Consider the following 24,226-nt stretch of genomic DNA (forward strand, 5'->3'; position numbering starts at 1 on the left):
GGTAATAGGCAGCATCGCGGTGTTGCCGCCCGCATAGTATCCTTTTACCTCCAAACCGGTGATGTCCAGCTGATCGCCCCACGAATAGGTGAGTTTATTTGCCGGGGCGGTAACGGCAATACTGTCAAGGGAAATGGTAGTTATAATATCGTAGCCGATCAAGCCGCCTACAGTCGCGCCGCTCCCGCCTTCAATAAAGCCGGTACTGTGGCTATTGGTTATGCTCACACTGGCTGTGAAGGACCCCCTGCGATACCCCACCAGCCCGCCTACGTCTGCGTCCGCTCCACCGCGAACGTTTCCGGTGCTGTTGCTGTTGCTGATGCTCGATCCGCTCACACCCACCGAGTTAATAGAACCGATAAGGCCGCCCGCGCTCGAGTAATCCCCTCCGTTTACGTTTGCGCCGCTTGTGCTGGCTGAAATCGCCCCGTAGTTGCCGCCGGCAAGGCCGCCCACGCGTGCAACGTCCCCGCTGGTCACCGTGCCGTCGCTGCTGCATTGGCTGACGGTTCCAGAAATATAGTTAAGACCAACCAGGCCGCCCGTGCTTGCTCTGTCGCCGCCGGTGACGCTGCCGTCACTGCTGCATTGGCTGATGGAACCAAAGTTGCTGCCGGCCAAACCGCCTACGCATCCGGATTCTATGGTTGAGTTGACCGAGACGTTTTCTAGCGTGATATTTGTGAGAGTTCCGCCGCTGTCTACCTCACCGAACAGGCCCACATATGTGCTTGTTCCGTCGTTGATGGTCAGGTTGGATATGGTCTTGTTGTCGCCGTTGTAAGAGCCGGCGAATAGGTTAATGCTATCCCCGATGGGCGTCCAGTTGGTATAGCCCGCCTCCACCAAGTCAATATTCTCTGTTTGGATGTAGTGCTTATCCAATCCCTGATTAGGAATATTTGCAAGGTGCGCCGCGGACGATACCTCATAAGGACTGCCCGCAGAGCCGTCGCCCACCCATGTCACTGACATCGGGCCGAACAACATCTGCGGTTCGCCTTCATCCGTCTGTTCTTTCAGCACCGTCACCGTGAATACCTTGGTATCCTCGGCCTCACCATAAGTAATCGTAGCGGTCAGGGCGACTTCCGCATCTTCGGCGTCGGCGTCCGGCCGTGTGACCGCACCGTCATGGGCGATTATCTCCGAGGTATCCGACAGCCATGTGATGGCGCTGCCCAAAACGCCGGTCAGCGGCAGCGTTAGATCGCCGGTTACGCTGTCCGCGCTGTCGCCCTCTGCGAAGCCGATGGCGAGGCCATCCTGATCGTCGGCAACGATTTCGCTGTCGCTCAATTCCGCCTGTGCTTTTAGTACCGTTACCGTGAAGGCCTTGGTGTCCTCGGCCTCGCCGTAAGTAATTGTGGCGGTCAGGTTGATTTTCGCGTCCTCGGCCTCGCTATCCGGCCTTGTGACCGTGCCGTCATTGTCGATCACCTCTGGGGTATCCGACAGCCATACGATGCCGCTTCCCGAAGCGCCGGTCGTCACCAGGATCAGATTCCCGGTCACGCCCTCCGCGCTGTCGCCGTCCGCGAAGCCTACGGCGAGGGCGTCCTTGTCGGTGGCGACGATGGCCGCGTCGTCAAGCCCTTCCGCATAAGCTGTCACCGGAAGGCCCGTCATGCCTGCGATCATGCAGAGCGATAGAACCAAGGCCGTTATTTTCCGAAACATGTTTTTCACTGTTATCGTCCTCCCATCTATGAAATTTTACGACCCCGATTTTAGCCGTAGGGTCGTGGTGTCCAATGACAAACATTGTATAGGGTTTTTCAAAATGAGGCATTGACACTTTTAAGGTTTAAGGAAAAAACTAAAAATTTTTTTGCGCAGGACAGGGGAAAATCCTCAAATCGCGTCTGCGATTCCAGTCCTTCGGCTCCGGTCTTGTGCCTCATGCGGAATTCGGAGGGTGTGCAGCTATAAAACTGCTTGAAGCTCTTGATCAGGTATTTGGGATCGGAGAACCCGCATTCCGGCGAAATCTCGTAGATCATTTTGTCCGTGGAGAGCAGCAGCCGGGCCGCCTGCATGCAGTAGCCGCTGTTGATCAGCTCCCGCAGAGAATACCCGTATTTCTCCCGGATGTCATTGGACATGTGCTGCTGGGTGATCCCCGCGGCCTTCGCCAGCTCCGCCAGGGAGTTGCGCGCCACCGGCTTCTGCCGTACATACTCATAAATCTGCCTGTACCGCTGCACCTGCCGGTCGCTGATCCGCTTGATCCCCGCACCGTAGCGTAAATAATCGAAGTTGTCGGTCATATAGGCCAGCAGCTCCGTTAGACGGGCTTCTACGGAGGCTTCATGGTACGGGCCTTTTTCATCGTCCGGGAGGAGCTGCACCAACCGGGAGATGTGTTCTTTCAGACAGCGGTATCTTTCCGGCACTTCGGCCTCGTGGTAAGTGGAACAGCAGTGAAAAAGCACATATGCAAAGTCCGGATCGACACGGCCGCAGAAGACGGGGTCTATCTGCAGAAGCAGCAGCCGGTTTGCTCCGCCGCTCTTTTTGATGCGGTGCGGCTCGTCCACGTTGACCACAGCGATTTCGTTCGCTTTCAGCAGGTGGGTTTCGCCGCACAGGGTAATCTCCGCCTTGCCCTCCAGCACCAGGATGATCTCCACGGCGCTGTGCCAGTGGTAGGGGTATTCGTCGACCCGCGCTACCTTCGCTTTCAGTGGTAGCTGCTCTGAAAATTCAACGATTTCCGGGTACATTCATCATCACCTTTCTTTCCTCGTTGCCATAACTCTATTGCATTTGAAAAGGCGGCGCATTGACACTTTTAAGCTCCGAGAAAAAAAAGTCAGGTTTTTTCAAAAAAATAGACCGCCGTTGAAAGTATCCCTTTTTTTACTTCTTCAGCACCCTTGATCATTGTAAGATACATATTGCGGAGGTCTAGACAGCAATTAGACGCTGGTTCCAAGCAACATCGTTATGATATTCCGGGAATCCAGGTTGTCCAGTAATACTCTGGGTTAGGCAGGAATTATCAATATTTTGTTGAATATTGTAAATTAAACAAATGAATATACTCCGAGCCTTTTAACCTAAAGCGCAAACCAGGGTTTTCAGGCCGAAAGGGTATGTCTGGAAACGGGCATGCCTCCTATTTGGAAAGGAGTTCGCTGAATTCGACCCGATTCAAAGATGAACTGTCTTTTGTGGTTTATCTATATTAATCAGGTTGTTTGGAAAGTCATCTTAACCCGGCACTTTTTTCAGCCGGGTTTTTTGTTTATTCAGAGTCTCTTGGAGAGTGTTGATGGACTGAAAACAGAAAAACCCATATATCCAGACCTTTTTAATAATGTAGATATGCTGAACGAGACTACGTATTTTTATAAACGATGCTTCGATTTTGAATTAAGTGAAACGGATGTTCAAAAGATTATGGAGGGAAAAGAATTTAAAAAGATGGTCGGAGAAGTGAAAGCCAATAGGTAACAAAGCAATATGATAGGGGAAACTTCAAGATAAGCGTGTTCTCAAAGAGAAGGAGAAGGTTTAAATGAAGATTTATATTTCCATAGATGATACCGACAGCCTGGATATCGGGGCAACCGGCCAATCAGCCAATGCACTGCGCAAGATGATCAAAGACAAGGGCTGGGGGGACTCCGAACCCGTAACCCGGCATCAGTTGTTACTTCATCCCGATATACCGTATACTTCCCACAACAGCTCTATGTGTTTTTCTGTAGATGTTGGTATGGATAATTTGGAGGAGCTAATTAATTGCGCAGCCGATTTTTTGGAAAACACCAGTGCTCCCGGTTCTGATCCCGGACTGTGTGTGGCGGTAAGTGACCAGATTAAGGATGTCGACCATTTGATTTCCTTCGGATTCAGGGCTAAAACTGAAATCCTGAGTAAAGATGAAGCCTACATAACAGCAGAACATTGCGGTATTCATCTTTCGGAACATGGGGGAACCGGACTGGGAATTATAGGAGCGATGGCCGGAGTGGCCCTTCGCATAACTGGAAATGACGGAAGATTTCAGGGTAAAATGCAATTAAAAGACAGTGGAGAACCGATGGGGATCCAAGAGATTATTGAGAATACCGCAATTGATGAAGTGCAATCAATTGAAGGACAAACTCTGAGAAACGATGAGATAATTATCATCGGAGATAAAATAAAAACGGTTTTACTTGACGGGAAACGAAAGCTTCTAGTCTATCGTAAAAACGATGAGTGGCATACCTGTACCAATAAGCATCTGCAGAATTATTGAGGTGCTTCTTTTATCACATGACATTCAGTATGTAAAGCGGAGGTGGGTCATGAATATATTTATTGGAATTGATGACTCCCGACAACTTGACGGATTTAAAGCCGGGGAAACCGCTTCTTTGTTAGCCAGGGCTATCGAAGACAACGGCTGGGGTAAATCCAAAATCCCCAGCCGTCACCGGCTTCACACCCATCCTGATATCGGATATAAAAAGCATAATACTGCGCGGAGTTTTTCTGCAAATATTGAAGAACAATACCTGGAAGCATTGATTGAATATGCCTGTGCCATGATAAAATCTAATGTTGCCCCGGACTCCAATACTGGACTGGCGATTGTGATTCCGGAAAGAATGGCAAACCCTGACGATCTGATTACATATGCCTATCGGGTTAAAGAGAAGTTTGTCAGTAAGGATGAATCTTTAGAATTAGCAAAAATGCCCGGCATTTATTTATTCGAGTTGAGCGGCAACGGCAAAGGGATAATCGGTGCACTGGCCGGAGCGGGACTTCGCTTTACTGGTAATGATGGACAATTCAGAGGCAAACTGAAGCTCGGTAATGAAGAATACTATATTGCGACAGTGAAGGAAATCATAGAAAAAACCTATGTCGAACAGGTCAAAAATATGGATTTCGGTAATCTAGATAATAATGAGTATGTACGTATGGGTGAAAAAGTAAAAGTCGTCCTGCTTGATCATCGATATACATTAATGGTTTTTCCGACTGATATAGAGCACCCCAAATGGCAGACCAGCACCACCCATATGTTGCGCATGTTTTAAACGCGGCGAGAAGGATTATGAGGATGGGGCCATAATATCTCATGAGATATTAGCCTGGATCGGAGATGTGAAATAGAATGTGGCTTATAACAGACAAAGGAGAGCGCGAGTTTTCTGGAAGTAAAATGGATTGGGATGTTGTGGCTCAAATTGCTGAGAACTGCCCCGGATTTGAACCAGATGATGAAGATGAGATCGTGGCCGATGAGGCTGTCTCCTGCTACAATTGTCGCTACCGGCGCTGGACGATGAATTCTTTTTGTTGTTTACTGCTCACTTAAAAATGGTGCTCAACGCTTCAAGCCTCAGGCTTCTCTTCACCCCTGCGGCATTTCTTGTTATGGCGCGGCATGTCTAAAACTGCAGCCCAAGCACAGCCCGTTATAGCATAAGATAAAATAGCTCCTCCGCATTCAGGGCAGCCGCCTCTGCTCCCCTTGCCCCTTGTATGTCCCAGAAATGCCTCTATGCCCTGCTCTTTTATATTCTCCCCCATACTAAATAGTATTGGCTGCGGCAGCGCTTATCCAGGGGATTCAGGGATAATCGCCCCGCATCTACCGGTTGTCAAGTCGAACAGGGTTCGTAACTAAATATTTTTTAAATAGCAATCCTAGTGTGACTCCAAAAACGACAGCACCGGATATATGTATATAGTAATCACTTAGAGACCTTATTGGGATATACTTACCTTCAATAGTCGATGTAAATAAAAGTTCAGTAAGCACCCAAGATAATAAACCTATGGTTAGACCTTTAAGAATTAAATAATCTTGACCGAGCTTCTGAAGCAGATAATAAAACACAGTCCCGATAAACCCGCCAAATATAATATTTACAATGACCCCGATAATCACTGTAGGCCTGTCAAATGTCACAAAAAGGCTATCCAACTGGTAAATACTGTACTGTCCAATACCAAACGATACCAGCAGCCGGGTGAAGATCTCCCCTGGCATAGTGGATAAAGCACCTAATAATGCTGCTATCAACGGTTTATCGTTGTTCATTAAGGTCTTCCCTCATTCTGCCCGATTCATAATTGAGAACTGCAGCTGACATAATACTGACACTGCTATTGTGGCTAATATCAATACTATTTATTCCGCTTATAGAAGCATCGTAAGAGGTGCAAATGGTGCATTGATCGATTTAGCATGGGACCGGGCTAAATTTAGTTCTGTAGTAACTACTCCTCGCCCCAACGGTATTTTTTATTCTGGCGCAGTTTGTCTAGACTGCACTTTAGGCACAGCCCGTTATGACAGCAGATAACCCCGCCGCATTGAGGGCAGCCCCACTTCTCCCTTTGCTTTGCCAGGAATTTCTTCATGCCCTGTTCCTTGATTTGTTCGAGGTTTTCTACCATACTCATATGGTATTTGCTGCGGTAGCGCTTATCCAGGGATTTCAAACGCCTGCAGGGATAATCCCCGCATTCAAAGCAAAACTTCACCCGTCCTTTCCCCAACAGTTCGCAGTGCTTTTTCATGAAGATACAATTCTTGCCGCGCGGCAGGCAGCCGGCGCAGTACGCCTTTTTGAATCCCTGTTTCTTCAGGTCGTTTTTCAGGGCCAGATAATTGACGCATAGTGCGCAGTTCATCCCACAGGGGGCAATGAGTCTTTCTTCCATATCCAGACACCCCTCGATTCAAAAACATGATCAGTACCCATATATTCGGAGCAATTGCAAAACACTTTACACCTGCTCGATAACAGGACATCTAAACAAAGGGTGCGGTTCAAGCAGAAAGAACCACACCCTGAGACTGAAACCCCGTCTTATGATTTTATTAATTAGCGCAAGGCCGCACCGGCGATGATCATACGCTGGGCTTCGGAGGTGCCTTCGCCGATTTCGGTCAGCTTGACATCGCGGTAGAGGCGCTCCACCTTAGCCCCGGTCATGAAGCCGTATCCGCCTTGAATCTGAACCGCCTTGGAAGTGTGCCGGGACGCGCATTCCGAGCAAAACAGTTTGGCTTTGGAGGCAGCCAGGCTGAATGGTTTGCCCTGGTCTTTCAACCAGGCGGCATGCATATACAGGAAACGAGCTGCGTCGATATCGGTGGACATGTTGGCGATAAACCACTGTATGGCCTGCTGCTTGGCGATAGGCTTGTTAAACTGCACCCTCAGCTTAGAATACTGCACAGATTCATCCAGACAGCCCTGGGTCATGCCGGTGGCCATGGCAGCAATGCCTATGCGGCCGACATCAAGGGCGCTCATAGCGATCTTAAAGCCGTCTCCCTCTTTGCCCAGCATACAGGAAGCCGGCACAGCGCAGTCTTTGAATACGACTTCAGAGGTTTGCGAGCCTCTAACCCCCATCTTATCGAAATGTTTGCCTACTATAAGTCCCGGGGTCCCTTTGGGGATCAAAAAACCGCTCATCCCCTTGGCACCCAGGGAACGGTCGGTATAGGCGAATGCCACGAACACATCTGCCACAATGGCGTTGGTAATGAAAGTCTTGGTGCCGTTGAGTATGTATTCATCGCCGTTTTTCACCGCCGTGGTAGTGGCCGCACTGACATCGGTTCCCGCCCCCGGTTCGGTCAGGGCAAAAGCGCCTATAACCTTGCCGGCTGCCAGACCGGGCATATATTGCTTCTTCTGTTCTTCATTGCCAAAAGTGCCTATGGGGTGTCCGACGAGGCCGTAGCTGTATGAATGGAGAAAGCTGGTGCTGGCGCAGGCGCGGGCCAATTCTTCGGTGACCATCATGGTAGTCACAAATTTTTCTCCGCCGCCGCCGTACTCGGCCGGATATGATATACCCATCATACCCAGTTCTCCCAACTTCTCAAATATCTCTACAGGCTGGCGGCTGTTGGCGTCGATCTCCGCGGCTGCGGGTTCTACGTACTTCAAAACGAATTCGCGGATGTTTGATTTAATAAGTTCCTGTTCTTCCGAATACATGAAATCCATAAATACACCTCTTTCATCTTAAATCATACCAATACTTGCCATGACAAAAAGATGCTGAGACCGGCGAAATAAAGATATCTATCTTTCAGTTTATCAGCACTCTTGTCCTAAATCCACACCCAAATTCAGCGTGAATCTGTGGACATATCTTTATTGCTGGTTTTGTTAAAAGGTAAATAGTGGAAAGGCCTCCAGTTGGGAATGCATACTGAAGGTAGATGCTGCAATGAGCAAGACAATACTGAAGTTCCTGGGAAGTGGTGATGCTTTCAGCAATGGAATGCGATTGCAAAGCTGCATTCATGTGAAAACTGATTCCCAGGCTAGCCGTCAGTACTGTAAAACTTGTGGAAATGATGCACCGGACCCGCCCCGTGGCCCAGAGAAATACTATTGTCAATGGCTTTGGTCAGATACTCTTTGGATTGACCCACCGCGCTGATCAAATCGTTACCTAAAGCCAGATGGGCTGCTATCGCCGAGGATAGGGTGCATCCTGTCCCATGGGTATTTTTGCTGTTTATGCGGGGGGCTGAAAACACGGTCATTTTTTCACCATCGAAAAATACATCAACTGCATCGCTCTGCAGGTGCCCGCCTTTTATCAACACGCTGCGGGGGCCCAAAAGGTAAAGCTCCCTGACCGCCTTTTCCATTTCCTCCTGATTTGTAATTGGTTTTCCAAGCAGGGCCTCCGCTTCCGGTAAATTGGGGGTGATGATGGTGGCCATTGGGAACAATTCCTCTTTTAAAGCCTCAATCGCCGCCTGCTCCAGCAGGGCACAACCGCTTTTAGAAATCATCACCGGATCCAGCACGATATTCTGTGCGCCCCATTCTTCCAAGGATAGAGCAATCTGACGAATGAGACCGGCGTTAGCCACCATCCCAATTTTAACGGCGTCAACCCGAATATCAGAAAAGACCGCATCAATTTGGGCTTTTACCATTTCCCTACTCATTTCCGCTACCTTTATGACAGCCTGAGTATTCTGGGCTGTTACAGCCGTGATCACACTCATCCCATAGGTGCCCAGAGCCGCAAAGGTCTTAATGTCCGCCTGGATCCCGGCTCCGCCGCTGGAATCAGAGCCGGCAATGGTTAACAGGTTTTTCAAATCAAATCTCTCCTCTGGCATCCAGAATATTCACAATACCGGCAAAGCCACAAAATTAAAAGGCAGCAATAAACTCTTCCTGGCATGCGATGACAATGCGTCGCTCCTGGCATGGCAAAAATCCGAGAAGCCATCCTTTTACCTGTGGATCAAAAAAGCATAGACCCAGATGAAAGGTCTATGCTTTAATAATTTCAGCCTGTAAACCTTCCCTACGCTGGTATTATCCAGATCAGGTTAAAGGGTCAAGGGATTCATCGGTCCCTTATCTCAGCCAGCCTTTCCAGCTCCCCCGGTGCTTATGGAGTTGTTTAGGATGTTATCACATAAATTATTAATCTTCAAGAAAGATTAATGCTGTTCGGGTGATCCTATATATCAACGCGACGGATTCCACAAGGGTTTAGTTTATCATAATCGTCAAACGCCTCTCCTATCGCTATCTTGAAAATGATTTCAGGCCCGGCTTTCTATATATAAGTAACAACGGCAGCGGGCACCAGTCCCTACGCTATTCCAATAGCAGCATGCCCGCCTCCAATATGCCCGCTGGAGCCGGTTGCGGGTATGGCGGAATTAATCATCCGGGCCGCAAAAACAAGCAAACAAGACAAAGTTAATCATTATAAGGTAAATTTAAATGAGCAGATAGATTCCGGGTTGGTCCGATACAATATTGTTTAAAGAAGTCTTGGGAGGATGTTTATGAAAAAGTTTTTAAGCATATTCATTTCGCTACTTTTGATCTTCTCAGTAACAGGAACACCTGCCTTGGCACAAAATTCTCAGGAAATCCGCAATGAATTGAATAATATGGTAGACAGCATGTCAGGGCCGGGCCATGCAAAAGGAGCGGTCCTGTCTATCGTAAAGAACGGTAGAATTGAACTTTGCCAGGGATACGGTTTCGCTGATGAATACAATGGCATTGCCGCTGATGGAGAAAAGACCGCCTTTCGCATCGGATCGGTCTCAAAGACTTTCGTGGCAGTGGCAGCTCAAATCCTCCATCAAGAGGGCCGCTTGGATATGAATCGTGATATTTCTGTCTACCTTGATTCTGATTTTCCAACCCTCTCATATCCTGTAACCATGCATCAGCTGCTTACCCATACGGCCGGATTTGAAGACCGGGTGACAGGCATGGCAGTTCGCAATGTCAGTGATACCGAACCCCTTGCCGCCAGCGTGCGCCAATATCTTCCCGCACAGGTGTTTAAACCGGGCGAAGTAGTCTCATATTCCAACTACGGAATTGCGCTGGCCGCTTATGTGGTTGAATGCATTACAGATCAGGATTTTGCCCAGTACTGCCGGGAACAGGTTTTCCTGCCTTTGGGAATGACCAGGACGACCTTCGAGCACATGCACGATGTTGTCTATGTTTCCAAACCATACCTGCCAAGCGGGGAAGAAACCCTCGAGCCTTATATGAATCTCTATCCGGAAGGTTCCGCCGTGTCTACCGCCGGGGATATGGCAAAGTATATGCAGTGGCTTTTGGACAATGAGGATACCCGTGTCTTAACGGCCAGGTCCAAAGAAGAAATATTCAGCAGGCAGTTTTCCATGTCAGAAGAGTTGGAGGGAGTCGGCTATACCTGGAACAGGAAAACAAGAAACCACGCGGTGTATTATGACAAAAAGGGAGAGACGCTGCATTTTTATACCCGCATCGCCTTGTTTCCACAGGAACAAACCGGGGTTTTTCTATCTTTCAATACCTATCTTCCTGAACATGAAATCGATGCGGTAATACAGAAGGCGGCAGACTTGCTGTATGGCGAAGCAACACGGCCGGCTCCCGGTTCGGGTGCAGCCACTATCGATATTAGCGGCCATTATGCAAACAACTGGTCAAGTTTCAAAACGCCAGAAAAAATCCTGCGGTATCTGGTACCGGGAAAAATGCTGCATATAAGCGGGTCGCAGGATAGCGGTTATTTCATAAACGACGACCGGTTGACTCTGATCGGAGCAGATACCTACGCTTCGAATATGGGCATTTTGAAATTCCAGAAAAAAGCTAAAACAATCATGCTGGCTACCGAGTCGGCAATAACTTATTCCAAGCTTCCGTTTTGGCAGCAAAGTTACATTCAATTATTTATGCCACTATTATTTTTTATAATAGTTCTTACTTTTCTTTTCAGAGAACTGATTCGTCTGTTGCAGAAGAAAAAAACAAAACACAATCCTATTTTACTGGTATGCTCTCTGGTTCAGTTCCTTTCATTCTGTGCGCTCTGCCTGCTGATATATAAAGGTATTGCAACCTTCTCGCTGCTTGCTTTTGCTCTATATATGAAAATATTCGGATGGCTGATCCTGGTCGCCTGTGCATCGGCACTCATATATACGATCTATGTAAAACCAAAGAACCACACTCTGAATCTGTTACCGATAATTTGGAATCTGTCAGGAATCTTATTCTGCATATGGATGTTTTTATTTAATATTCTTTAATTATCTTCCACTGATTGCCTTTTGTTTTTGGCGATCCCGCCATATTTGTTTAAACATAAAAATAAATGCGCTGAGGGCAAATACCATCAGTAATCCAAACACTACCGTTTTCACACTTCCTACCAACATATCCCCTACGTATGAATATACAAGGGTGGCAGGTAATTGGCCCAGCCCGGTTGCCCAAAAGAATTCCCAAAATCCCATAGAAGTAAGTCCGGCCGCATAACTTACCACATCAAAGGAAACAAAAGGCAGTAAGCGAGCGATTAATACTGCCCATTTTCCGTAATGCTCAAAGAACTCGTCTACTTCAGCAAGGGCGCCCCGCGTAGTAAATTTCTCTACCACTGACCGGCCATAAATTCGAGCGATCGCATAGCATAGGGCAGCTCCAGCCATTGCGCTGGACCATGATAATATAGCACCTTTAATCCAGCCAAAAAGGCCGGCATTGGCAAAGGTAATAATAAATGCCGGTAGGGGGGCGGCAACCGATTGAATAACCATAAGTAGAAATGAAACGACAGGCGCCCATATGCCGAAGGATAAAATGTAATCCTTGGCTGCTTGAACGTTAACCTTCGACAATGTACTTACAGCTTGATTCATCCCGTTATGAAGGGGAGGGACCAAATAGTATAGCGCTACCGGCACTAATATCAGTAATAACCTAAACCACCAACTAGTCCACCATGATTTTTTCATTTACTGCATCCTCCTCGCCATGTAACAGACTTGTTTTTAACTGCATCCCGGTCTCCTCTCCCTGAGTAGCCATATTTTTTTATTAATTGTTCAGTATAAACACAGGTATCCGTTCTATTGACTCCTGTATTGCGGTCATAATAATCAACTATATCGTACCAGGTATCAATATCGCGCCTGGTTTCCAACAAGCGTAAGCTTAGGCCGGATTTTTTCGCCTTATCCAGTGTCTGATCCAGAACCTGGGGGCTGCCCCAACTTATTCCCGCAAAAATCTCGGGATGAGCTGCTTTAGTCCCCAGCAAGTAATAACCACCATCATAACAGGGTCCTAAAACCATGTCTGATTGCTCCAAATCTTGAACCGCCTTGTAAACAATTCTGAGTTCTAAATCGGGCAGGTCGCTGCCAATTACTATTACCGCCTCATACTGCAAAAGGGTTTGCTGCACTGCATGATACATCCTTTCTCCCAAATCTTCGCCTTTTTGCGGAATATATGAGACTTCCAAAACATGATCCCCAAGCTTATAAGCATCCGGGCTGGCATAGTAGATATATAAAGGCAGTTCAGACTCCAAGACCATGGCGGTCAAATCCTTGATGCACAAGCGCTGAAACTCGGCGCTTTCATATGCTTCGAGGACTTCATGCAAGCGATTTTTGCAAAAACCGGGTATGGGAAGCTTGGTCATCATTACTACAGCCGTTTTTAGCACTTTAATCCCTCTTACAGAATCAGCTTATTGGTCTTATCGCCATTGCCGAAAATATCTAAAAGGCCTCCTGCAATAGCTAAAGCGCCACCGGCCTTAAGCCATAAAGCGGTAGTATTACATGCCATTTCAGTATTTCTGCAAATTCCTATGCCGATAACCGATTCATAGGCATTGGCAATAATCATAATTCCTATCAAGACAACTACCCCTTGTATTTTTTTATGATCTACTTTAGAGAAATACGCTGCTATTGCAGCAGCCAGCAAGATCAAGGCCAATGCAACCGATGCCTGACCGCTGTAAAAACATTTCATATGCACCATGGTTCCATTTTGCAGAGTAAGCAAACCACTGCATACGGGCGCCCAGCTGAAAACTGCCCCCAGAACAAGCAGTGACGCCAGCAGTTCCATCCCCAATATAACCTTTGATAAATGTTCTTTCATAATGTACACCTCAACAACCCGTTTACTACTGCTGCGGTTTTACTGCGGCCAGTTTTCCGCCCTCCAGCCGATACTGGAAAGAAGCCTCTTTGGTCCATTGATTATTATGCGTTACAATGACTACTGCACTGCCCTGCTGGTTGGCTTCTAAGAATAACTGTACGATTTCACGAGCCCAGAACTCATTCAGGTCATTGGTTGGTTCATCGGCCAGAATAAGAGCAGGGCGGTTAATTAGTGCACGGGCTACCATGGCGCGCCTCCTTTGACCGCCGCTCAGCTGATAGGGAAGCAGATCCTTATGACTCGATAATCCCAACCGTGACAGTAAATATAAAATTTCCCCCAAATTATCCTTGCTTTTTTTAACCAGCGAACGTGTAAACTCCAGGTTCTCCTGTAATGTCAGGGCCTGAATCAGGTTGGTCTCTTGAAAAATAAAGCCTATCTTTTCGGCCCGTAAATTGGTCAATTGCTGATCAGTCATTAGACTGACATCTTTTTTGTTCAAATATAGTCTTCCTTGGTCAGCTTTAAGCAGACTTCCCATTACGTATAGGAGCGTGCTTTTGCCAATTCCAGAAGAACCCTCAACGGAGACGAGATCGCCGGCGTTCACCACCAGATCAACATTTCTCAGAGGAGTTAGCTTTTCGCCCGTAAAATAGCTCTTACTGACATTTTCAAGCCGACAAATTTCCATTTATTCTAATGCTCCCTGCGTAATTGCTTCTTGCGGATCAAGGCCGGCACTTTTCCATGCCGGGTATATGGATGCCAGGGAACCCAATAGTAATGCGGCTATAATCCCAATACTTCCGCCTTGTAGAGCCATTTTCAAAGTCCACATCCCGGTTGGCAGCACAAAGGCGTTTTCCAGCATATTTAGAACCGGGGTAATGCAAATACACGCCAGCAGGCTTCCGGCCAGACCGCCTGTAAAAGCCATGATCCAGGCTTCACTCACGATGAGCAGAAACACCTGCTTTTTCTGAATCCCTATGGCCCTCAGAAGGCCGATTTCACTTTTACGTTCCCTGGCCAGGGAATTGAATCGTCCCACCAAAGCAAGAACTGCAATCAGCAATGAAGCCAGGCACAAACTAAAAATGATTGCACTAATAGTGTTAATTTGGATTTTCATATTGCGTATGGTTTCACTGGTTGCAAACGTTTGTGCATTCAAGCCCGACTGGTTAATATGTTCAATTATTTGATCTGTATTAACGCTTGGCTCGCTCTTAATTAGAATCGAAGAAATAAGCTCACCGGATCCGGCATTCTTCCATAAATGTTGAAGTTCAGGAATATCGCCGGCCAGCTTTCGCGCAACATCAATATTGATAAATATGGTTCCGTCCATTCCGCTGCCGGTAGGATACAGGGTGCCTACCACATTAAAAGGTTTTCCCAAGATTGCAACTATATTGCCCAGACGAGCTTCAACCTTGCTGCCGATAACAACCTGATCATCCCCTAAAACGCCGATATTCTGCTCGTTAAAATACGGTTTTAATATAAAATCGGTCGTTACATCATATCCCACCAGGCGAATTTCTTCTCCGTAACTACAGCAGCCTCCGGTCAGGGTTTGAGTGAAAAATTGGGGGCTTGCCTGGGCAATCCCGTCAATTTTTAATAATTCCTCCACTATAGATTCAGGCATATAGATATTAGCCGGATCTGCAGTAAATAGGGTTTGATATGCATCCGCCTCCGCCTGATCGGGAAGGACAATGAGATCAGCCCCTAAACGCTCAGCGGAAAGGGCCAATCCCTCCCGCACCATCAGAAATATCAAGGAAACCATAACTAAGATAAATATTGTCAACCCGGTTATAATAATCGTCAGCGTAGACTGGCTGCGTCTTCTAATGGTATTGCGCCAGGCCAGATACCACAAAGCTCAACCCTCCGTTTATTTCGGCAACATTAATAACAGACTACTGGCTATGATAATACGTTACTGGTTTGTAGGCTTTCCGACCCATATAGCGGTTAAACCTGCGATCAAGCCAATAATTAGAACCAGGTTAATTGTGGAAAAGCCGAGGTCAGTCATTTTAATTGCTTCTCTAATCATAGCTGCAGGAACAACCAGCAATCTTTTGCTTCCCAAAATCAAAAAAGCGGCCCAAACACCTACAAATAGATTTACTGCGGTAAACCTGCCCGATAAATTCAATGGCTTTTTCATTAATAACACAACTGCTGTAACCAGGAACATAACTGCGGGAATAATAAGACCAATGTTGACGCGCATTTCCAGCCACTCGTTCTGAAAAGCCATAATGGCTATGAGCATCCCCCAAATAAATCCGTTATAAAGCAATGAAAATATTCTCATACCCGTCCTCTGCAGCAATAATTAATGCAGGCAAGGGGCAGTACCCTCGCCTGCATCACTTCTTACTATTCTGCAAGCCTGAAGATCACAGCAACCTTGGTGCCGTCTTGGGGTAATACATCCCCGTTGCCAGTAATAGTCACTTGTTTTGTGGTCGTAATTTCATTGGCCTTGAAAGCGGCGTTGCTGGTTATGCCTACAGCACAGCTGTCCAAACACAGAATACATCCGGTTTTAAGATTGGTAGCATTCTCCAGGTTGCCGCCAAAACGAACGTCCATGGGTCTGTTTTCAGTGGCCTTTAATATATCGCTAAAAGGTATTTCCTTGCCCAATCCTTCCCAGGTAACAAATACATTGAGTTTGGAGCCCTGAACGGTCTCTTCGGCTAATTTCATATCATCCAGAGAAATGTTGTTTCCAGGTTTGGCTCCTATTTCAATAAGTGCATTATAGAAATCGTTCTGATTGGCAAATCCTCTTAATACCGCCTTTTCGCCATTACTTCCGTCTTTGAACACCACTCCGTGTCTGGTTGATTCGGTGAAATACTTGCCATTAACCTGGGCCAAGTATTGGACTTCTTTCTTTTCATTGTTGACAACCAGAGGTTTTGAGTCTGAAAGATCACCCAATTTGAATTCCGCGGCTGCATTGGCGTCTGCAGGTGTTGTCGATGTTGAGGTTGTTTTCGAATTACATCCGGCTAATACCGCCATAACGAATACCAGCATTAAAAGCAGGGATAATACCTTTTTCATCTTTCGAAACCCTCCATTGATTTTAGTTTTCAACACTTTTAAGTTATTGTCTGTTTAACTCCCTCGGGCTTTCTTAAAACTCTCATCAGCAGCTCGTCAAATGAGTACCTTTTCTTCAAGAAAATAGATACTATAACCATCAGGGCTAGTATTCCAATCGCTAAACAAAACTCAGAGGATCTCACATTTAAGGCCTTATCCCCAAGGTTGGTAAATACTAAAACCCCAGGAATAATTCCTATCGCTGTCGACAGTATGTAGTCGGTATATTTACTCTTGGTCAGACCGGCCCCACAGCTAACTACATTAAAAGGTATCAAGGGAATAAGCCTTAGAATCAGAATCAAGATAAACCCGCCTTTTTCGATACCCTCATCGAACTTTTGAATTTTTCCCTTGATAAGTTTTTCAACGACACTTCTGCCTAAAAACCGCGAGATATAAAAGGCAACTGTTGCTCCAATTAATGCCCCAATCATCGTATACACGGTTCCCCAAAGCATACCAAAGGCCATTCCTCCTGCTATTGCAATAACTGAGCCAGATGGAATCACAGAAAACATGGCCATATAGACAATTGGACCGAAAACCCCAAAAGAGGATATATAACTCCTTAATCCCTCTGCGGTCGGGTCTGCAAACATTCCTGATCTCTTAGACAAATACCAGACCAGGCCAAAAATCAGAATAAAAGCTGCGCTAATAAAATTTTTTTGTCTCAACCGTTTCATTCAGCAACCCTCCAGTAGATACCACCACCTTTTAAAAAAGACGCTACCCCAAATTAGCTAAAAATAGTATATCACAATATATAGCCATTAGCAGGCATAAATTATTACCCACGTTTTTGCTAACTATAACTATTTTTTATTATTTCCGGGGTCGGATATATTCCTACAATCTGGTATTGCTACAATCCCGTTTAGAATGCAAAAGGATAAGCTTTTAAGTCCGGCGCAATAAGCAGACAATAATACTCGTATTAAAGACGGCAAACCCGCAAGACCGGGTATCCCGATCCTGCGGGTAAGTTGTTTGTAAACTTATATCCTATTTCAAGCAATAGCTCCGCCACAGCTCGAACCGGCTCCTGCGGTACAGGCATAGCAGTGGTTTCCGAATACAATCTTACGCGCCGTTAGAGGTTTGTCTATCAAATCCTGTATATGGTTTATTCCATTAATAGTGAGGCCTAAGGCTTGATTAAAGTCACAATCATAAAGAAGCCCATCCCAACCTACAGATAGCTGGTTTCTGCACATCATATTCTCAACTGTTGCCGGGTTATAGGCAGCTACCAGGCGATTTAAGTAGGCTGTCATATTTCCGCTTCGTTGCAGAAATTCGCTAAACCTTCCAATGGGGTTGTTGGTTAAGGTATATAAGTTATTGAATGAAATGCCATATAAATCGTACAATTTCCTTTTAAAATCCACGGTCAAACTTATCTGATCAGGAGGCAGAAAAGCGCCGCCCGGGTTATAGACCAGATTAAGCATTAGATCCGGTGTTGCTCCGTACCCCAAACGGTTTAACTGCTGCAACATTGAGATGCAAGACGAAAAAACGCCTTTTCCCCGTTGTCTATCGGTGTCTTTTTCTGTGTAATAGGGCAAAGAGGCTACTACTTCTATTTTTAACCGGGCATATAATTCAGGGAGATGACGGTACCCCTCTTCTTCTAAAATAACCAGATTAGTCCGTACAATGGTGTGTATTTTTCGTCTTGCAGCTTCTTCCACAAACCATTGGAAATCCGGGTTCATCTCCGGGGCTCCCCCGGTAATATCCAGGATAGTGAAATGATTCTTTTCAAAAACCTGCAGGCAGGCTTCCATTACTGCTCTATTCATTACTTCCGGACGGTCGAAACCGGCTTCAATATGACAATGCTTACAGAACAGGTTGCATTTTCTCCCCATATTGACCTGCATAATATCCAGCTTTTTATGTGTCATACAGAATCTCTTACATTCTTCCTTGCCAGTAAAAGCCGGGATTCCGTTCAATTGTAATAATTGCTTATTTTGCATAACAATTTTTCCTACAGTTCAAGACTTTTGATGATATTTTTTGCCTGCATACCATGTGCCAGCGTTGCACCGCCGCGAATTGCCGCCGCTGCATGAACGGCCTCAATCATCTGCTCCTGGTTAACACCCATTTCCAATAATGTTCTGGTATAGGAATCGATGCAATAAGGGCATTGTACTGCATGAGCGACTCCAAAAGCAATCAAAGCCTTTTCTCTGGCAGTCAGCGCACCCTCCGCAAATACCTGGCTATAATAAGCTATGAATTTCTCCCAAAGTACTTTTGCGTCTTCACCCATGTTCTCAAATTGAGCTAAATCTTCCGGATTATAATAGGTTTTCATTTTGACATGAGCCCTCCTACTCTAAATATATTTTATATTAAGTATATAATATTTTTATATATGATAATATCTATTTTAAAGCACTGCCTAATGCTTGAGACGATTAAGTTAATTTCACCTGAAACTACATTGGATCATAAGGGTCATTGCGAAACATATTCCGCGCCGCGCGTAGGCAACACCGTCAGCGAAGTAAGAGCCAGCCGCAGATATTTGTTTCCGTCCTCCTCGTATTCCTCCAGGACCCCCACGGCTTCAACCCAGTCGTCCTGTTTGGGGTAGTCTTTATTCCAAATCACTTCAAAACCGGCGTTGGCGTCAATCCCGCAGCAGCCGGGCCCATAGCGAATAACAGAGTAATATGTCACCCCGGTTTCGGGAACCTCAAAGATGCTGAAAATCCCCTGGTATTTTATTGTTTTGCCTATATAATCCTCGGCGTTAAAGTAGATGTCATTGGTTTGCGCAATGAACATTTTCTCTTTTATTTCTAAAACGTCTTTACTCGCGGCCTGAACCGTTGAGTCGTCAACTTCAATGTTATCGGAATCCGCTGTCTGCACGCTGTTGTCCGTCAGATTCACAGCCGGTGTGCCGTTTCCGTTTTTTTCACTCTGATTCACGGGCGATTGCCCCTGGCAGCCCGACAGAGCAAGAATCACACAAACGGAAATCCATAATATCTTCTTTTTCATGTACGCACCCCTCTTTTTTTTAGTGCTGCTGCCGCCCAGAATGCCAGGAACACGACGATGTTTACAATGACCACGCTGGCGCCCGTCGGCGTTGCTTTGATGTATGAAATGACCACGCCGGCAAAAAAGCATATCACCGAAACGGCGGCGGAGCATATGGTCACGCTCTTGAACTTTTTACACACCCGCATAGAGGTGAGCGCGGGGAAAATGATGAGGCTGGAAATCAACAGCGCCCCCATCATTCTCATGCCAAGTACAATGGTAATCGCTGTCAGGAAGGCGATAAGCATATTATAAAGCCCGGTTTTCACGCCGGTGGCCTGTGCGAATGTTTCATCAAACGTGACAGCGAATATTTTGTTGTAAAACAGGATGAAAAGCGCAAGCACCACGATGGCCAGGACGATGCTCAAAACAACATCGTCCTTGCTCATGGCCAGAATGGTGCCGAACATATAATTGCAAACGTCCGTATTCATGCCTGTAGTAAGGGATATGACCACAACGCCAATCGCCAGCGAGCTTGTAGAGATGAGCGCGATAGCGGCATCACCCTTGATTTTACTGTTTTCGCTGATCCGCAGGAGCAGGAATGCAGCCAGCACCACGACAGGAATGGAAACCGTCAGCGGCGCCGCGTTCATCGCTGTGGCAATGGCCAAAGCGCCAAATCCCACATGGGAAAGCCCGTCGCCAATCATAGAGTAGCGTTTCAGCACCAGGCTTACGCCTAAAAGTGCCGCGCAGAGCGACACCAGCAGACCAACAACGACCGCCCGGACCAGGAAGGTATAGGAGAACATCTCTAGCAAGGTGTCAAGCATTCCGCTCACCTCCCAGAAATCCAGCACCCACACTGGAATTCACATATTCCTCTGTTTTTCCGAAAAACACCTGCCTGTTCTTTAAGTGGAGAATATGAGTGGCGTATTTTACCGCGCCGTGAATGTCATGCGAGACCATGATGATGGTCTCGCCCGTTTCACGGTTGATTTTTTCAATGAGCCGGTAGAGTTCCTGCGTAACCACAGGGTCAAGCCCGGCGACCGGCTCATCCAGCAGCAGTACCTTTCGGGCCGCGCAGAGCGCCCGTGCCAGCAGCACCCGCTGCTGCTGGCCGCCGGATAATTCCCTGTAGCACCTGTTTCGCAGATTCCATATGTCGAGGCGTTTGAGGTTTTCCTCGACTGCGGCTTTGTCCGTCCGTGAATAAAAAGGCAGAATACCCCTTGCGCTGAGCCGTCCGGATAATACCACCTCATGAGCACTGGCGGGGAAATCCTTTTGCGCGGCGGTTTGCTGCGGCAGATAACCGATTTCATTTGCTCGAAGTCCATCACCCATCAAGACGCTTCCCTGCTGCGGGGCCTTCAGCCGCAGCAAGCCCTTGATGAGCGTGCTTTTGCCCGAGCCGTTCTCCCCCACAATACAAAGATAATCTCCGCTGTGAACTTCAAAATTCAGCCCGCTTACGGCGATGTTGCCTTCATAGGCAAAGGAAGCGTCCCGGCAGGTGATGAGAGCCATATTATTGCAATGCCTCCTTCAAGGCATCCACGTTGCCCGCCATCAAATCGAGGTAGCTTTTTCCACTTTCATAATCCGTTTTGGAGATGTTGTGGCAGGCGTGGAGCAACAGCACCTTAGCACCGGTCGCTTCACTGATGGTATTTGCGATTTTGCCGTTTGACAACTCAACGTGGAATACTACGGGAATATTCTCATTTTTGACCTTATCAATCAGGAAGGCCACAGTTGCGGCGCTGCATTCCGTTTCCGCGGAACAACCGGGGAAAGCTGCAAAATAGTCCAGCCCATAGGCATCCGCAAAGTAGCGGAAGGGGAAACGGTCGCCGAACACGATGGTTTTGCGCTTGGCGTTATTCATCACATCTTGGAACGCCGCATCCAGTTCATCCAGTTCGCTCAGGTAAGCCGCGGTGTTTTGCTGATAGGCGGAAGCATTTGCGGGATCAGCCTCGCAGAGGGCGGCGGATATTTTCTGAACAATCAATTTCGAGTTTTGGGGCGAAGTCCAGACGTGCTCGTCATATTCCGGCCCCTCAGGCTCATTGGAGTCGGCAGGTTCTTCTTCCTCCTCTTCCTCTTCTTCCATGCCTTCAACGATTTCTTCCTCGACGACCTCTACACAATCCATCAAGGCAACGATTTTCATTTTACTGGTGTCCATCGACTCCAGCACCTCGTTCACCCACTCGTCGGATTCCCCGCCGACATAGAGAAATAAATCGCAGTTTTGGATTTTGATGATGTCCTGCGGGGTAGGCTCAAAGGAATGGCTTTCGGAAGCCGGGGGCAGGAGCATGGTCACGTCGGCCTTGTCTCCTGTAATTTCGCGTGTAAAATCATAGGGCGGGAAAATCGTGGCGACGACACTGATATTCTTCTCGCCGTCGGTGGATAAGGTATTTTCGGCGGGCTTGTTGAATCCGTCGCAACCGGTCAAGGTCACGGCGACGAGCAGCACCGCGAGTATAAATAAAATAAATCGCTTCATATGAGTAAAACCTCCGTTTATTTTTATCTGTAGGCATAAAAATACCAGGAACCGCTGGCAGCCGCTTGAAAAAGGCGCAACAACCCCTCAAACGGGCACAACACTTCCTTACGAAGGTTATTTCAATTATTTAATCGGACTTTTAAGCTGACCAGGGTATAAAAGCTTATATGGCAAGAAATATGCTCTAAAGCAGAAAGGACGGCAAGCAGGCTCCCCAACCCAAGCGCGGAGCCGGCCAAAGGCGTGGAAAGTTGTTTGAGCAGATTCCCAGCAGCCATCATGTTGGTGCAGGTCGCACAGCTTCCGTCCGCACCATTGTGATCGTGCTCATGATTGGCATGGGTCAGGATAAAAGCGGCTGAAAGCAGGGATGCGGTAATAAAGAGGATGCATGCAGCCAAGGCAATCAGCCTTACCGCCGGCCGCGCCCCGCATCGTTTATACTGCGCTGAATGGATGTCAATTGTAGTACAGCACATAACTGCCCCTACTCCCAACGTATATTAAGATTTATCAGCCTGGCCGGAGCGGAGCGCATCGTTATTGCTATCTCTTAAGGCTTTTGGCCGAGATCAGCCAGGGAGCCGGAAACGGCTCCACCATTTTTTTGCTGTTGACTCGCGATACCTCTATATGGATTGCTTCCGTGCGCTCCAGACCGTTTTCCTTAAACAATGCCGGAAGAGAGGTTAGTACTTCGAAGTCCAAAGTGTAGATCACAAAATCCATGGCCGGATTGACGGCCAGCAGATTCTTTATTTCACTGCCTATCCGCGGCGAACCCACAATAAACGCTATGTCCGGCACCGGCAGCTCATCCAGGATGCCGTCCTGCAGAGACTCAACGATTATCACATTGCTCAGGCCAAATTTCTCAACATTGCATTTCATGGTATTCCAATCCCTGCGGTCATATTCCACAGCGATGACAGTGCCCTCAGCAGCGATAATGGCGGCTTCCACCGCGATGCTCTCACCTGAAATTATAACTATATTATCCTGGTCCCGCAGGTTGAGCTTATTCATTATGACAGCCCGAACTTCCCGGCACACATACTGAACCGATCCGCAGGAGAAACGGCTGTTCTCCATGCCTATCTGATAATTCGTGGCAGCGTTGGGATTCAGAATCAACATGGCTGCGGAGTAGTTAATTCCGCGGTTGATCATGTCTGAGACCTTGTCGTGCTTGATGGGGCCTTCCGGATCCGAGCCCTCATTGTACCAGATATCACACTCTCCCAGTTCCGCATTCCACATATCGTAGAAAATATCCGGATGTCCGGCATCCGTAAAGACCAAGACAACCCGGTTGCACATAACGGTGGGAATCAGGTTTTTATTCTTGCCTGTAATATCCAGTATCTTCAGTTTTGCCAGGTCGATATCAACGTTCTGCGAAAAATACCGGAGCCAGGATAAAATGACCTCATTGGTAAACATTGATTGTTCCACAGGCAAAACCTCCTTGTTAACAGTTATCATAACATTATTTTGAATTTACTCCCAGTCTCGGGCTTAAGATTTAAGCGCCGGCGCGTTCCAGCAAGCGCTCCCATTTCTGATCCACGTATGCTTGCGCTGCTTCGATCATCCACTCATTGCCTCTCAAGAACATATGACGGAATCTGCCCTGAGGACGAAGAAAGTCTTCCACCGGCAGCTTTTTCTTCGGTGTATAGCTCAGACGCCATACCCCCTCTTCGACTTCGAAAAGGGGCCAAACGCAAGTATCCACCGCCAGCCTGGTAATCTCCGCCAGCTTGGCCATGGGGTAGTCCCAACCTCTGGGGCATGGGGACAATATGTTCATAAAGCACGGGCCCTCAGTATAAATGGCCTTATAAGACTTGGTGTGCAGATCCTTGAAATTGCCTATCGGGGCAGTCTGAGCCACATAGGGGATATTATGAGCAATTAAAATCTCGGTGAGATCTTTTTTATTCTGTTTCTTACCCTGCCCCGCAGAGCCTACCGGCGAGGTAGTGGTGCGGGCAAAGCGGGGTGTTGAAGATGAACGCTGTATTCCGGTATTCATATAAGCCTCGTTGTCATAACAGACGTAGACCATGTCATGACC

General features: G+C 47.2%; 28 protein-coding genes and 2 riboswitches. Of the genes, 5 read left to right on the top strand and 23 right to left on the bottom strand.

Going from position 1 to position 24,226, the window contains the following annotated elements; genetic code table 11:
* Both B2633_RS16700 and B2633_RS16705 read right to left on the bottom strand, forming a co-directional pair.
* A partial coding sequence (locus B2633_RS16700; protein WP_483171838.1) for an immunoglobulin-like domain-containing protein occupies positions 1 to 1,683 on the bottom strand: 1,683 nt, incomplete at its 3' end.
* A 98-nt stretch (positions 1,684 to 1,781) separates the two neighbouring features.
* A complete protein-coding gene (locus B2633_RS16705; RefSeq protein WP_483171808.1) occupies positions 1,782 to 2,729 on the bottom strand; it encodes a helix-turn-helix domain-containing protein in 948 nt (315 codons plus the stop codon).
* A 308-nt stretch (positions 2,730 to 3,037) separates the two neighbouring features.
* Positions 3,038 to 3,155: riboswitch (molybdenum cofactor riboswitch) on the top strand.
* A 112-nt stretch (positions 3,156 to 3,267) separates the two neighbouring features.
* On the opposite strand from B2633_RS16705, the gene B2633_RS16710 reads away from it, so the two are divergent.
* The 4 genes from B2633_RS16710 to B2633_RS16725 all read left to right on the top strand — a co-directional run bounded on the left by B2633_RS16710 (position 3,268) and on the right by B2633_RS16725 (position 5,326).
* Positions 3,268 to 3,462, top strand: coding sequence for a hypothetical protein (locus B2633_RS16710; protein ID WP_483171809.1), 195 nt, complete (start codon positions 3,268 to 3,270; stop codon positions 3,460 to 3,462).
* A gap of 64 nt (positions 3,463 to 3,526) precedes the next feature.
* Positions 3,527 to 4,255: a hypothetical protein gene (locus B2633_RS16715; RefSeq protein WP_483171810.1), complete on the top strand. Its 729-nt coding sequence runs from the start codon at positions 3,527 to 3,529 to the stop codon at positions 4,253 to 4,255.
* 49 nt (positions 4,256 to 4,304) lie between these two features.
* Entirely contained in the window at positions 4,305 to 5,045 is a 741-nt protein-coding gene (locus B2633_RS16720) for a hypothetical protein (RefSeq protein WP_483171811.1), read from the top strand.
* A gap of 125 nt (positions 5,046 to 5,170) precedes the next feature.
* Positions 5,171 to 5,326 carry a hypothetical protein gene (locus tag B2633_RS16725; RefSeq protein WP_483171812.1) on the top strand — a complete coding sequence of 52 codons (156 nt, stop codon included), beginning with the start codon at positions 5,171 to 5,173 and terminating at the stop codon, positions 5,324 to 5,326.
* Positions 5,327 to 5,602: 276 nt separating this feature from the next.
* Here B2633_RS16725 and B2633_RS16730 read toward each other — a convergent pair whose 3' ends face one another.
* The 4 genes from B2633_RS16730 to thiD all read right to left on the bottom strand — a co-directional run bounded on the left by B2633_RS16730 (position 5,603) and on the right by thiD (position 9,103).
* Positions 5,603 to 6,055 carry a hypothetical protein gene (locus B2633_RS16730; protein ID WP_483171813.1) on the bottom strand — a complete coding sequence of 151 codons (453 nt, stop codon included), beginning with the start codon at positions 6,053 to 6,055 and terminating at the stop codon, positions 5,603 to 5,605.
* A gap of 179 nt (positions 6,056 to 6,234) precedes the next feature.
* Complete coding sequence (locus B2633_RS16735) at positions 6,235 to 6,681, bottom strand: DUF3795 domain-containing protein (protein ID WP_483171814.1); 447 nt, start codon at positions 6,679 to 6,681, stop codon at positions 6,235 to 6,237.
* A gap of 164 nt (positions 6,682 to 6,845) precedes the next feature.
* Positions 6,846 to 7,985, bottom strand: a complete 1,140-nt coding sequence (locus B2633_RS16740; protein WP_483171815.1) for an acyl-CoA dehydrogenase family protein — start codon at positions 7,983 to 7,985, stop codon at positions 6,846 to 6,848.
* A 323-nt stretch (positions 7,986 to 8,308) separates the two neighbouring features.
* On the bottom strand, positions 8,309 to 9,103 hold the full coding sequence (gene thiD, locus B2633_RS16745) for a bifunctional hydroxymethylpyrimidine kinase/phosphomethylpyrimidine kinase (protein ID WP_483171816.1): 795 nt from the start codon (positions 9,101 to 9,103) through the stop codon (positions 8,309 to 8,311).
* Between the two features lie 191 nt (positions 9,104 to 9,294).
* A riboswitch (TPP riboswitch) is annotated at positions 9,295 to 9,407 on the bottom strand.
* 401 nt (positions 9,408 to 9,808) lie between these two features.
* Between thiD and B2633_RS16750 the strand changes: the two genes are divergently transcribed.
* Positions 9,809 to 11,569 carry a serine hydrolase domain-containing protein gene (locus B2633_RS16750; protein ID WP_483171817.1) on the top strand — a complete coding sequence of 587 codons (1,761 nt, stop codon included), beginning with the start codon at positions 9,809 to 9,811 and terminating at the stop codon, positions 11,567 to 11,569.
* Here the strand turns inward: B2633_RS16750 and B2633_RS16755 are convergent, their stop codons facing one another.
* The 17 genes from B2633_RS16755 to B2633_RS16835 all read right to left on the bottom strand — a co-directional run.
* A complete protein-coding gene (locus tag B2633_RS16755; protein ID WP_481042493.1) occupies positions 11,570 to 12,277 on the bottom strand; it encodes a TVP38/TMEM64 family protein in 708 nt (235 codons plus the stop codon).
* Complete coding sequence (locus tag B2633_RS16760; RefSeq protein ID WP_483171818.1) at positions 12,274 to 12,996, bottom strand: TIGR04282 family arsenosugar biosynthesis glycosyltransferase; 723 nt, start codon at positions 12,994 to 12,996, stop codon at positions 12,274 to 12,276. Before B2633_RS16760 ends, B2633_RS16755 begins: the two co-directional genes overlap by 4 nt.
* An 11-nt stretch (positions 12,997 to 13,007) precedes the next feature.
* Positions 13,008 to 13,442, bottom strand: coding sequence for a DUF4418 family protein (locus B2633_RS16765; protein ID WP_483171819.1), 435 nt, complete (start codon positions 13,440 to 13,442; stop codon positions 13,008 to 13,010).
* A gap of 25 nt (positions 13,443 to 13,467) precedes the next feature.
* The gene (locus B2633_RS16770) at positions 13,468 to 14,145 is read right to left on the bottom strand and encodes an ABC transporter ATP-binding protein (RefSeq protein ID WP_483171820.1); all 678 of its coding nucleotides are present in this window, start codon (positions 14,143 to 14,145) and stop codon (positions 13,468 to 13,470) included.
* Positions 14,146 to 15,345 (bottom strand): ABC transporter permease, encoded by a 1,200-nt coding sequence (locus tag B2633_RS16775; RefSeq protein ID WP_483171821.1) that lies wholly within the window; start codon positions 15,343 to 15,345, stop codon positions 14,146 to 14,148.
* Between the two features lie 60 nt (positions 15,346 to 15,405).
* Positions 15,406 to 15,789, bottom strand: a complete 384-nt coding sequence (locus B2633_RS16780; protein WP_483171822.1) for a hypothetical protein — start codon at positions 15,787 to 15,789, stop codon at positions 15,406 to 15,408.
* A gap of 65 nt (positions 15,790 to 15,854) precedes the next feature.
* Positions 15,855 to 16,550: a YdjY domain-containing protein gene (locus B2633_RS16785; protein WP_483171823.1), complete on the bottom strand. Its 696-nt coding sequence runs from the start codon at positions 16,548 to 16,550 to the stop codon at positions 15,855 to 15,857.
* A 38-nt stretch (positions 16,551 to 16,588) separates the two neighbouring features.
* Positions 16,589 to 17,281, bottom strand: coding sequence for a TVP38/TMEM64 family protein (locus B2633_RS16790; RefSeq protein WP_483171824.1), 693 nt, complete (start codon positions 17,279 to 17,281; stop codon positions 16,589 to 16,591).
* Between the two features lie 324 nt (positions 17,282 to 17,605).
* Positions 17,606 to 18,583, bottom strand: a complete 978-nt coding sequence (gene arsS, locus B2633_RS16795; RefSeq protein WP_483171825.1) for an arsenosugar biosynthesis radical SAM (seleno)protein ArsS — start codon at positions 18,581 to 18,583, stop codon at positions 17,606 to 17,608.
* Positions 18,584 to 18,594: 11 nt separating this feature from the next.
* Positions 18,595 to 18,927, bottom strand: coding sequence for an arsenosugar biosynthesis-associated peroxidase-like protein (locus B2633_RS16800; RefSeq protein ID WP_483171826.1), 333 nt, complete (start codon positions 18,925 to 18,927; stop codon positions 18,595 to 18,597).
* Between the two features lie 143 nt (positions 18,928 to 19,070).
* A complete protein-coding gene (locus tag B2633_RS16805) occupies positions 19,071 to 19,622 on the bottom strand; it encodes a TIGR03943 family putative permease subunit (protein ID WP_483171827.1) in 552 nt (183 codons plus the stop codon).
* Positions 19,619 to 20,449 carry a metal ABC transporter permease gene (locus B2633_RS16810; RefSeq protein WP_483171828.1) on the bottom strand — a complete coding sequence of 277 codons (831 nt, stop codon included), beginning with the start codon at positions 20,447 to 20,449 and terminating at the stop codon, positions 19,619 to 19,621. The genes B2633_RS16805 and B2633_RS16810 overlap by 4 nt, the downstream gene beginning before the upstream one ends.
* Positions 20,442 to 21,152 carry a metal ABC transporter ATP-binding protein gene (locus B2633_RS16815; RefSeq protein WP_483171829.1) on the bottom strand — a complete coding sequence of 237 codons (711 nt, stop codon included), beginning with the start codon at positions 21,150 to 21,152 and terminating at the stop codon, positions 20,442 to 20,444. Before B2633_RS16815 ends, B2633_RS16810 begins: the two co-directional genes overlap by 8 nt.
* Before the next feature lies 1 nt (position 21,153).
* Entirely contained in the window at positions 21,154 to 22,143 is a 990-nt protein-coding gene (locus tag B2633_RS16820; protein WP_483171830.1) for a metal ABC transporter substrate-binding protein, read from the bottom strand.
* A gap of 122 nt (positions 22,144 to 22,265) precedes the next feature.
* Positions 22,266 to 22,547, bottom strand: a complete 282-nt coding sequence (locus tag B2633_RS16825; RefSeq protein ID WP_483171831.1) for a hypothetical protein — start codon at positions 22,545 to 22,547, stop codon at positions 22,266 to 22,268.
* A gap of 145 nt (positions 22,548 to 22,692) precedes the next feature.
* A complete protein-coding gene (locus tag B2633_RS16830) occupies positions 22,693 to 23,601 on the bottom strand; it encodes a precorrin-6B methylase (protein ID WP_483171832.1) in 909 nt (302 codons plus the stop codon).
* A gap of 70 nt (positions 23,602 to 23,671) precedes the next feature.
* Positions 23,672 to 24,226 (bottom strand): thiamine pyrophosphate-dependent enzyme (locus B2633_RS16835; RefSeq protein ID WP_483171833.1); only part of this gene is annotated, 555 nt, incomplete at its 5' end.

It is taken from the genome of Syntrophomonas sp. UBA1041 (genome assembly GCF_002316705.1).
In the GTDB taxonomy this organism is placed as follows: domain Bacteria; phylum Bacillota; class Syntrophomonadia; order Syntrophomonadales; family Syntrophomonadaceae; genus DTU019.

Bases quoted from the DNA above. Each gene is read 5' to 3' on its own strand.
- B2633_RS16790 (WP_483171824.1), bottom strand. From the start codon at position 17,281: ATGAAACGGTTGAGACAAAAAAATTTTATTAGCGCAGCTTTTATTCTG.
- B2633_RS16755 (WP_481042493.1), bottom strand. From the start codon at position 12,277: ATGAAAAAATCATGGTGGACTAGTTGGTGGTTTAGGTTATTACTGATA.
- B2633_RS16740 (WP_483171815.1), bottom strand. From the start codon at position 7,985: ATGGATTTCATGTATTCGGAAGAACAGGAACTTATTAAATCAAACATC.
- B2633_RS16720 (WP_483171811.1), top strand. From the start codon at position 4,305: ATGAATATATTTATTGGAATTGATGACTCCCGACAACTTGACGGATTT.
- B2633_RS16820 (WP_483171830.1), bottom strand. From the start codon at position 22,143: ATGAAGCGATTTATTTTATTTATACTCGCGGTGCTGCTCGTCGCCGTG.
- B2633_RS16780 (WP_483171822.1), bottom strand. From the start codon at position 15,789: ATGAGAATATTTTCATTGCTTTATAACGGATTTATTTGGGGGATGCTC.
- B2633_RS16785 (WP_483171823.1), bottom strand. From the start codon at position 16,550: ATGAAAAAGGTATTATCCCTGCTTTTAATGCTGGTATTCGTTATGGCG.
- B2633_RS16805 (WP_483171827.1), bottom strand. From the start codon at position 19,622: ATGAAAAAGAAGATATTATGGATTTCCGTTTGTGTGATTCTTGCTCTG.
- B2633_RS16810 (WP_483171828.1), bottom strand. From the start codon at position 20,449: ATGCTTGACACCTTGCTAGAGATGTTCTCCTATACCTTCCTGGTCCGG.
- B2633_RS16800 (WP_483171826.1), bottom strand. From the start codon at position 18,927: ATGAAAACCTATTATAATCCGGAAGATTTAGCTCAATTTGAGAACATG.
- B2633_RS16725 (WP_483171812.1), top strand. From the start codon at position 5,171: ATGGATTGGGATGTTGTGGCTCAAATTGCTGAGAACTGCCCCGGATTT.
- B2633_RS16770 (WP_483171820.1), bottom strand. From the start codon at position 14,145: ATGGAAATTTGTCGGCTTGAAAATGTCAGTAAGAGCTATTTTACGGGC.
- arsS (WP_483171825.1), bottom strand. From the start codon at position 18,583: ATGCAAAATAAGCAATTATTACAATTGAACGGAATCCCGGCTTTTACT.
- B2633_RS16705 (WP_483171808.1), bottom strand. From the start codon at position 2,729: ATGTACCCGGAAATCGTTGAATTTTCAGAGCAGCTACCACTGAAAGCG.
- B2633_RS16750 (WP_483171817.1), top strand. From the start codon at position 9,809: ATGAAAAAGTTTTTAAGCATATTCATTTCGCTACTTTTGATCTTCTCA.
- B2633_RS16715 (WP_483171810.1), top strand. From the start codon at position 3,527: ATGAAGATTTATATTTCCATAGATGATACCGACAGCCTGGATATCGGG.
- B2633_RS16730 (WP_483171813.1), bottom strand. From the start codon at position 6,055: ATGAACAACGATAAACCGTTGATAGCAGCATTATTAGGTGCTTTATCC.
- B2633_RS16735 (WP_483171814.1), bottom strand. From the start codon at position 6,681: ATGGAAGAAAGACTCATTGCCCCCTGTGGGATGAACTGCGCACTATGC.
- B2633_RS16765 (WP_483171819.1), bottom strand. From the start codon at position 13,442: ATGAAAGAACATTTATCAAAGGTTATATTGGGGATGGAACTGCTGGCG.
- B2633_RS16815 (WP_483171829.1), bottom strand. From the start codon at position 21,152: ATGGCTCTCATCACCTGCCGGGACGCTTCCTTTGCCTATGAAGGCAAC.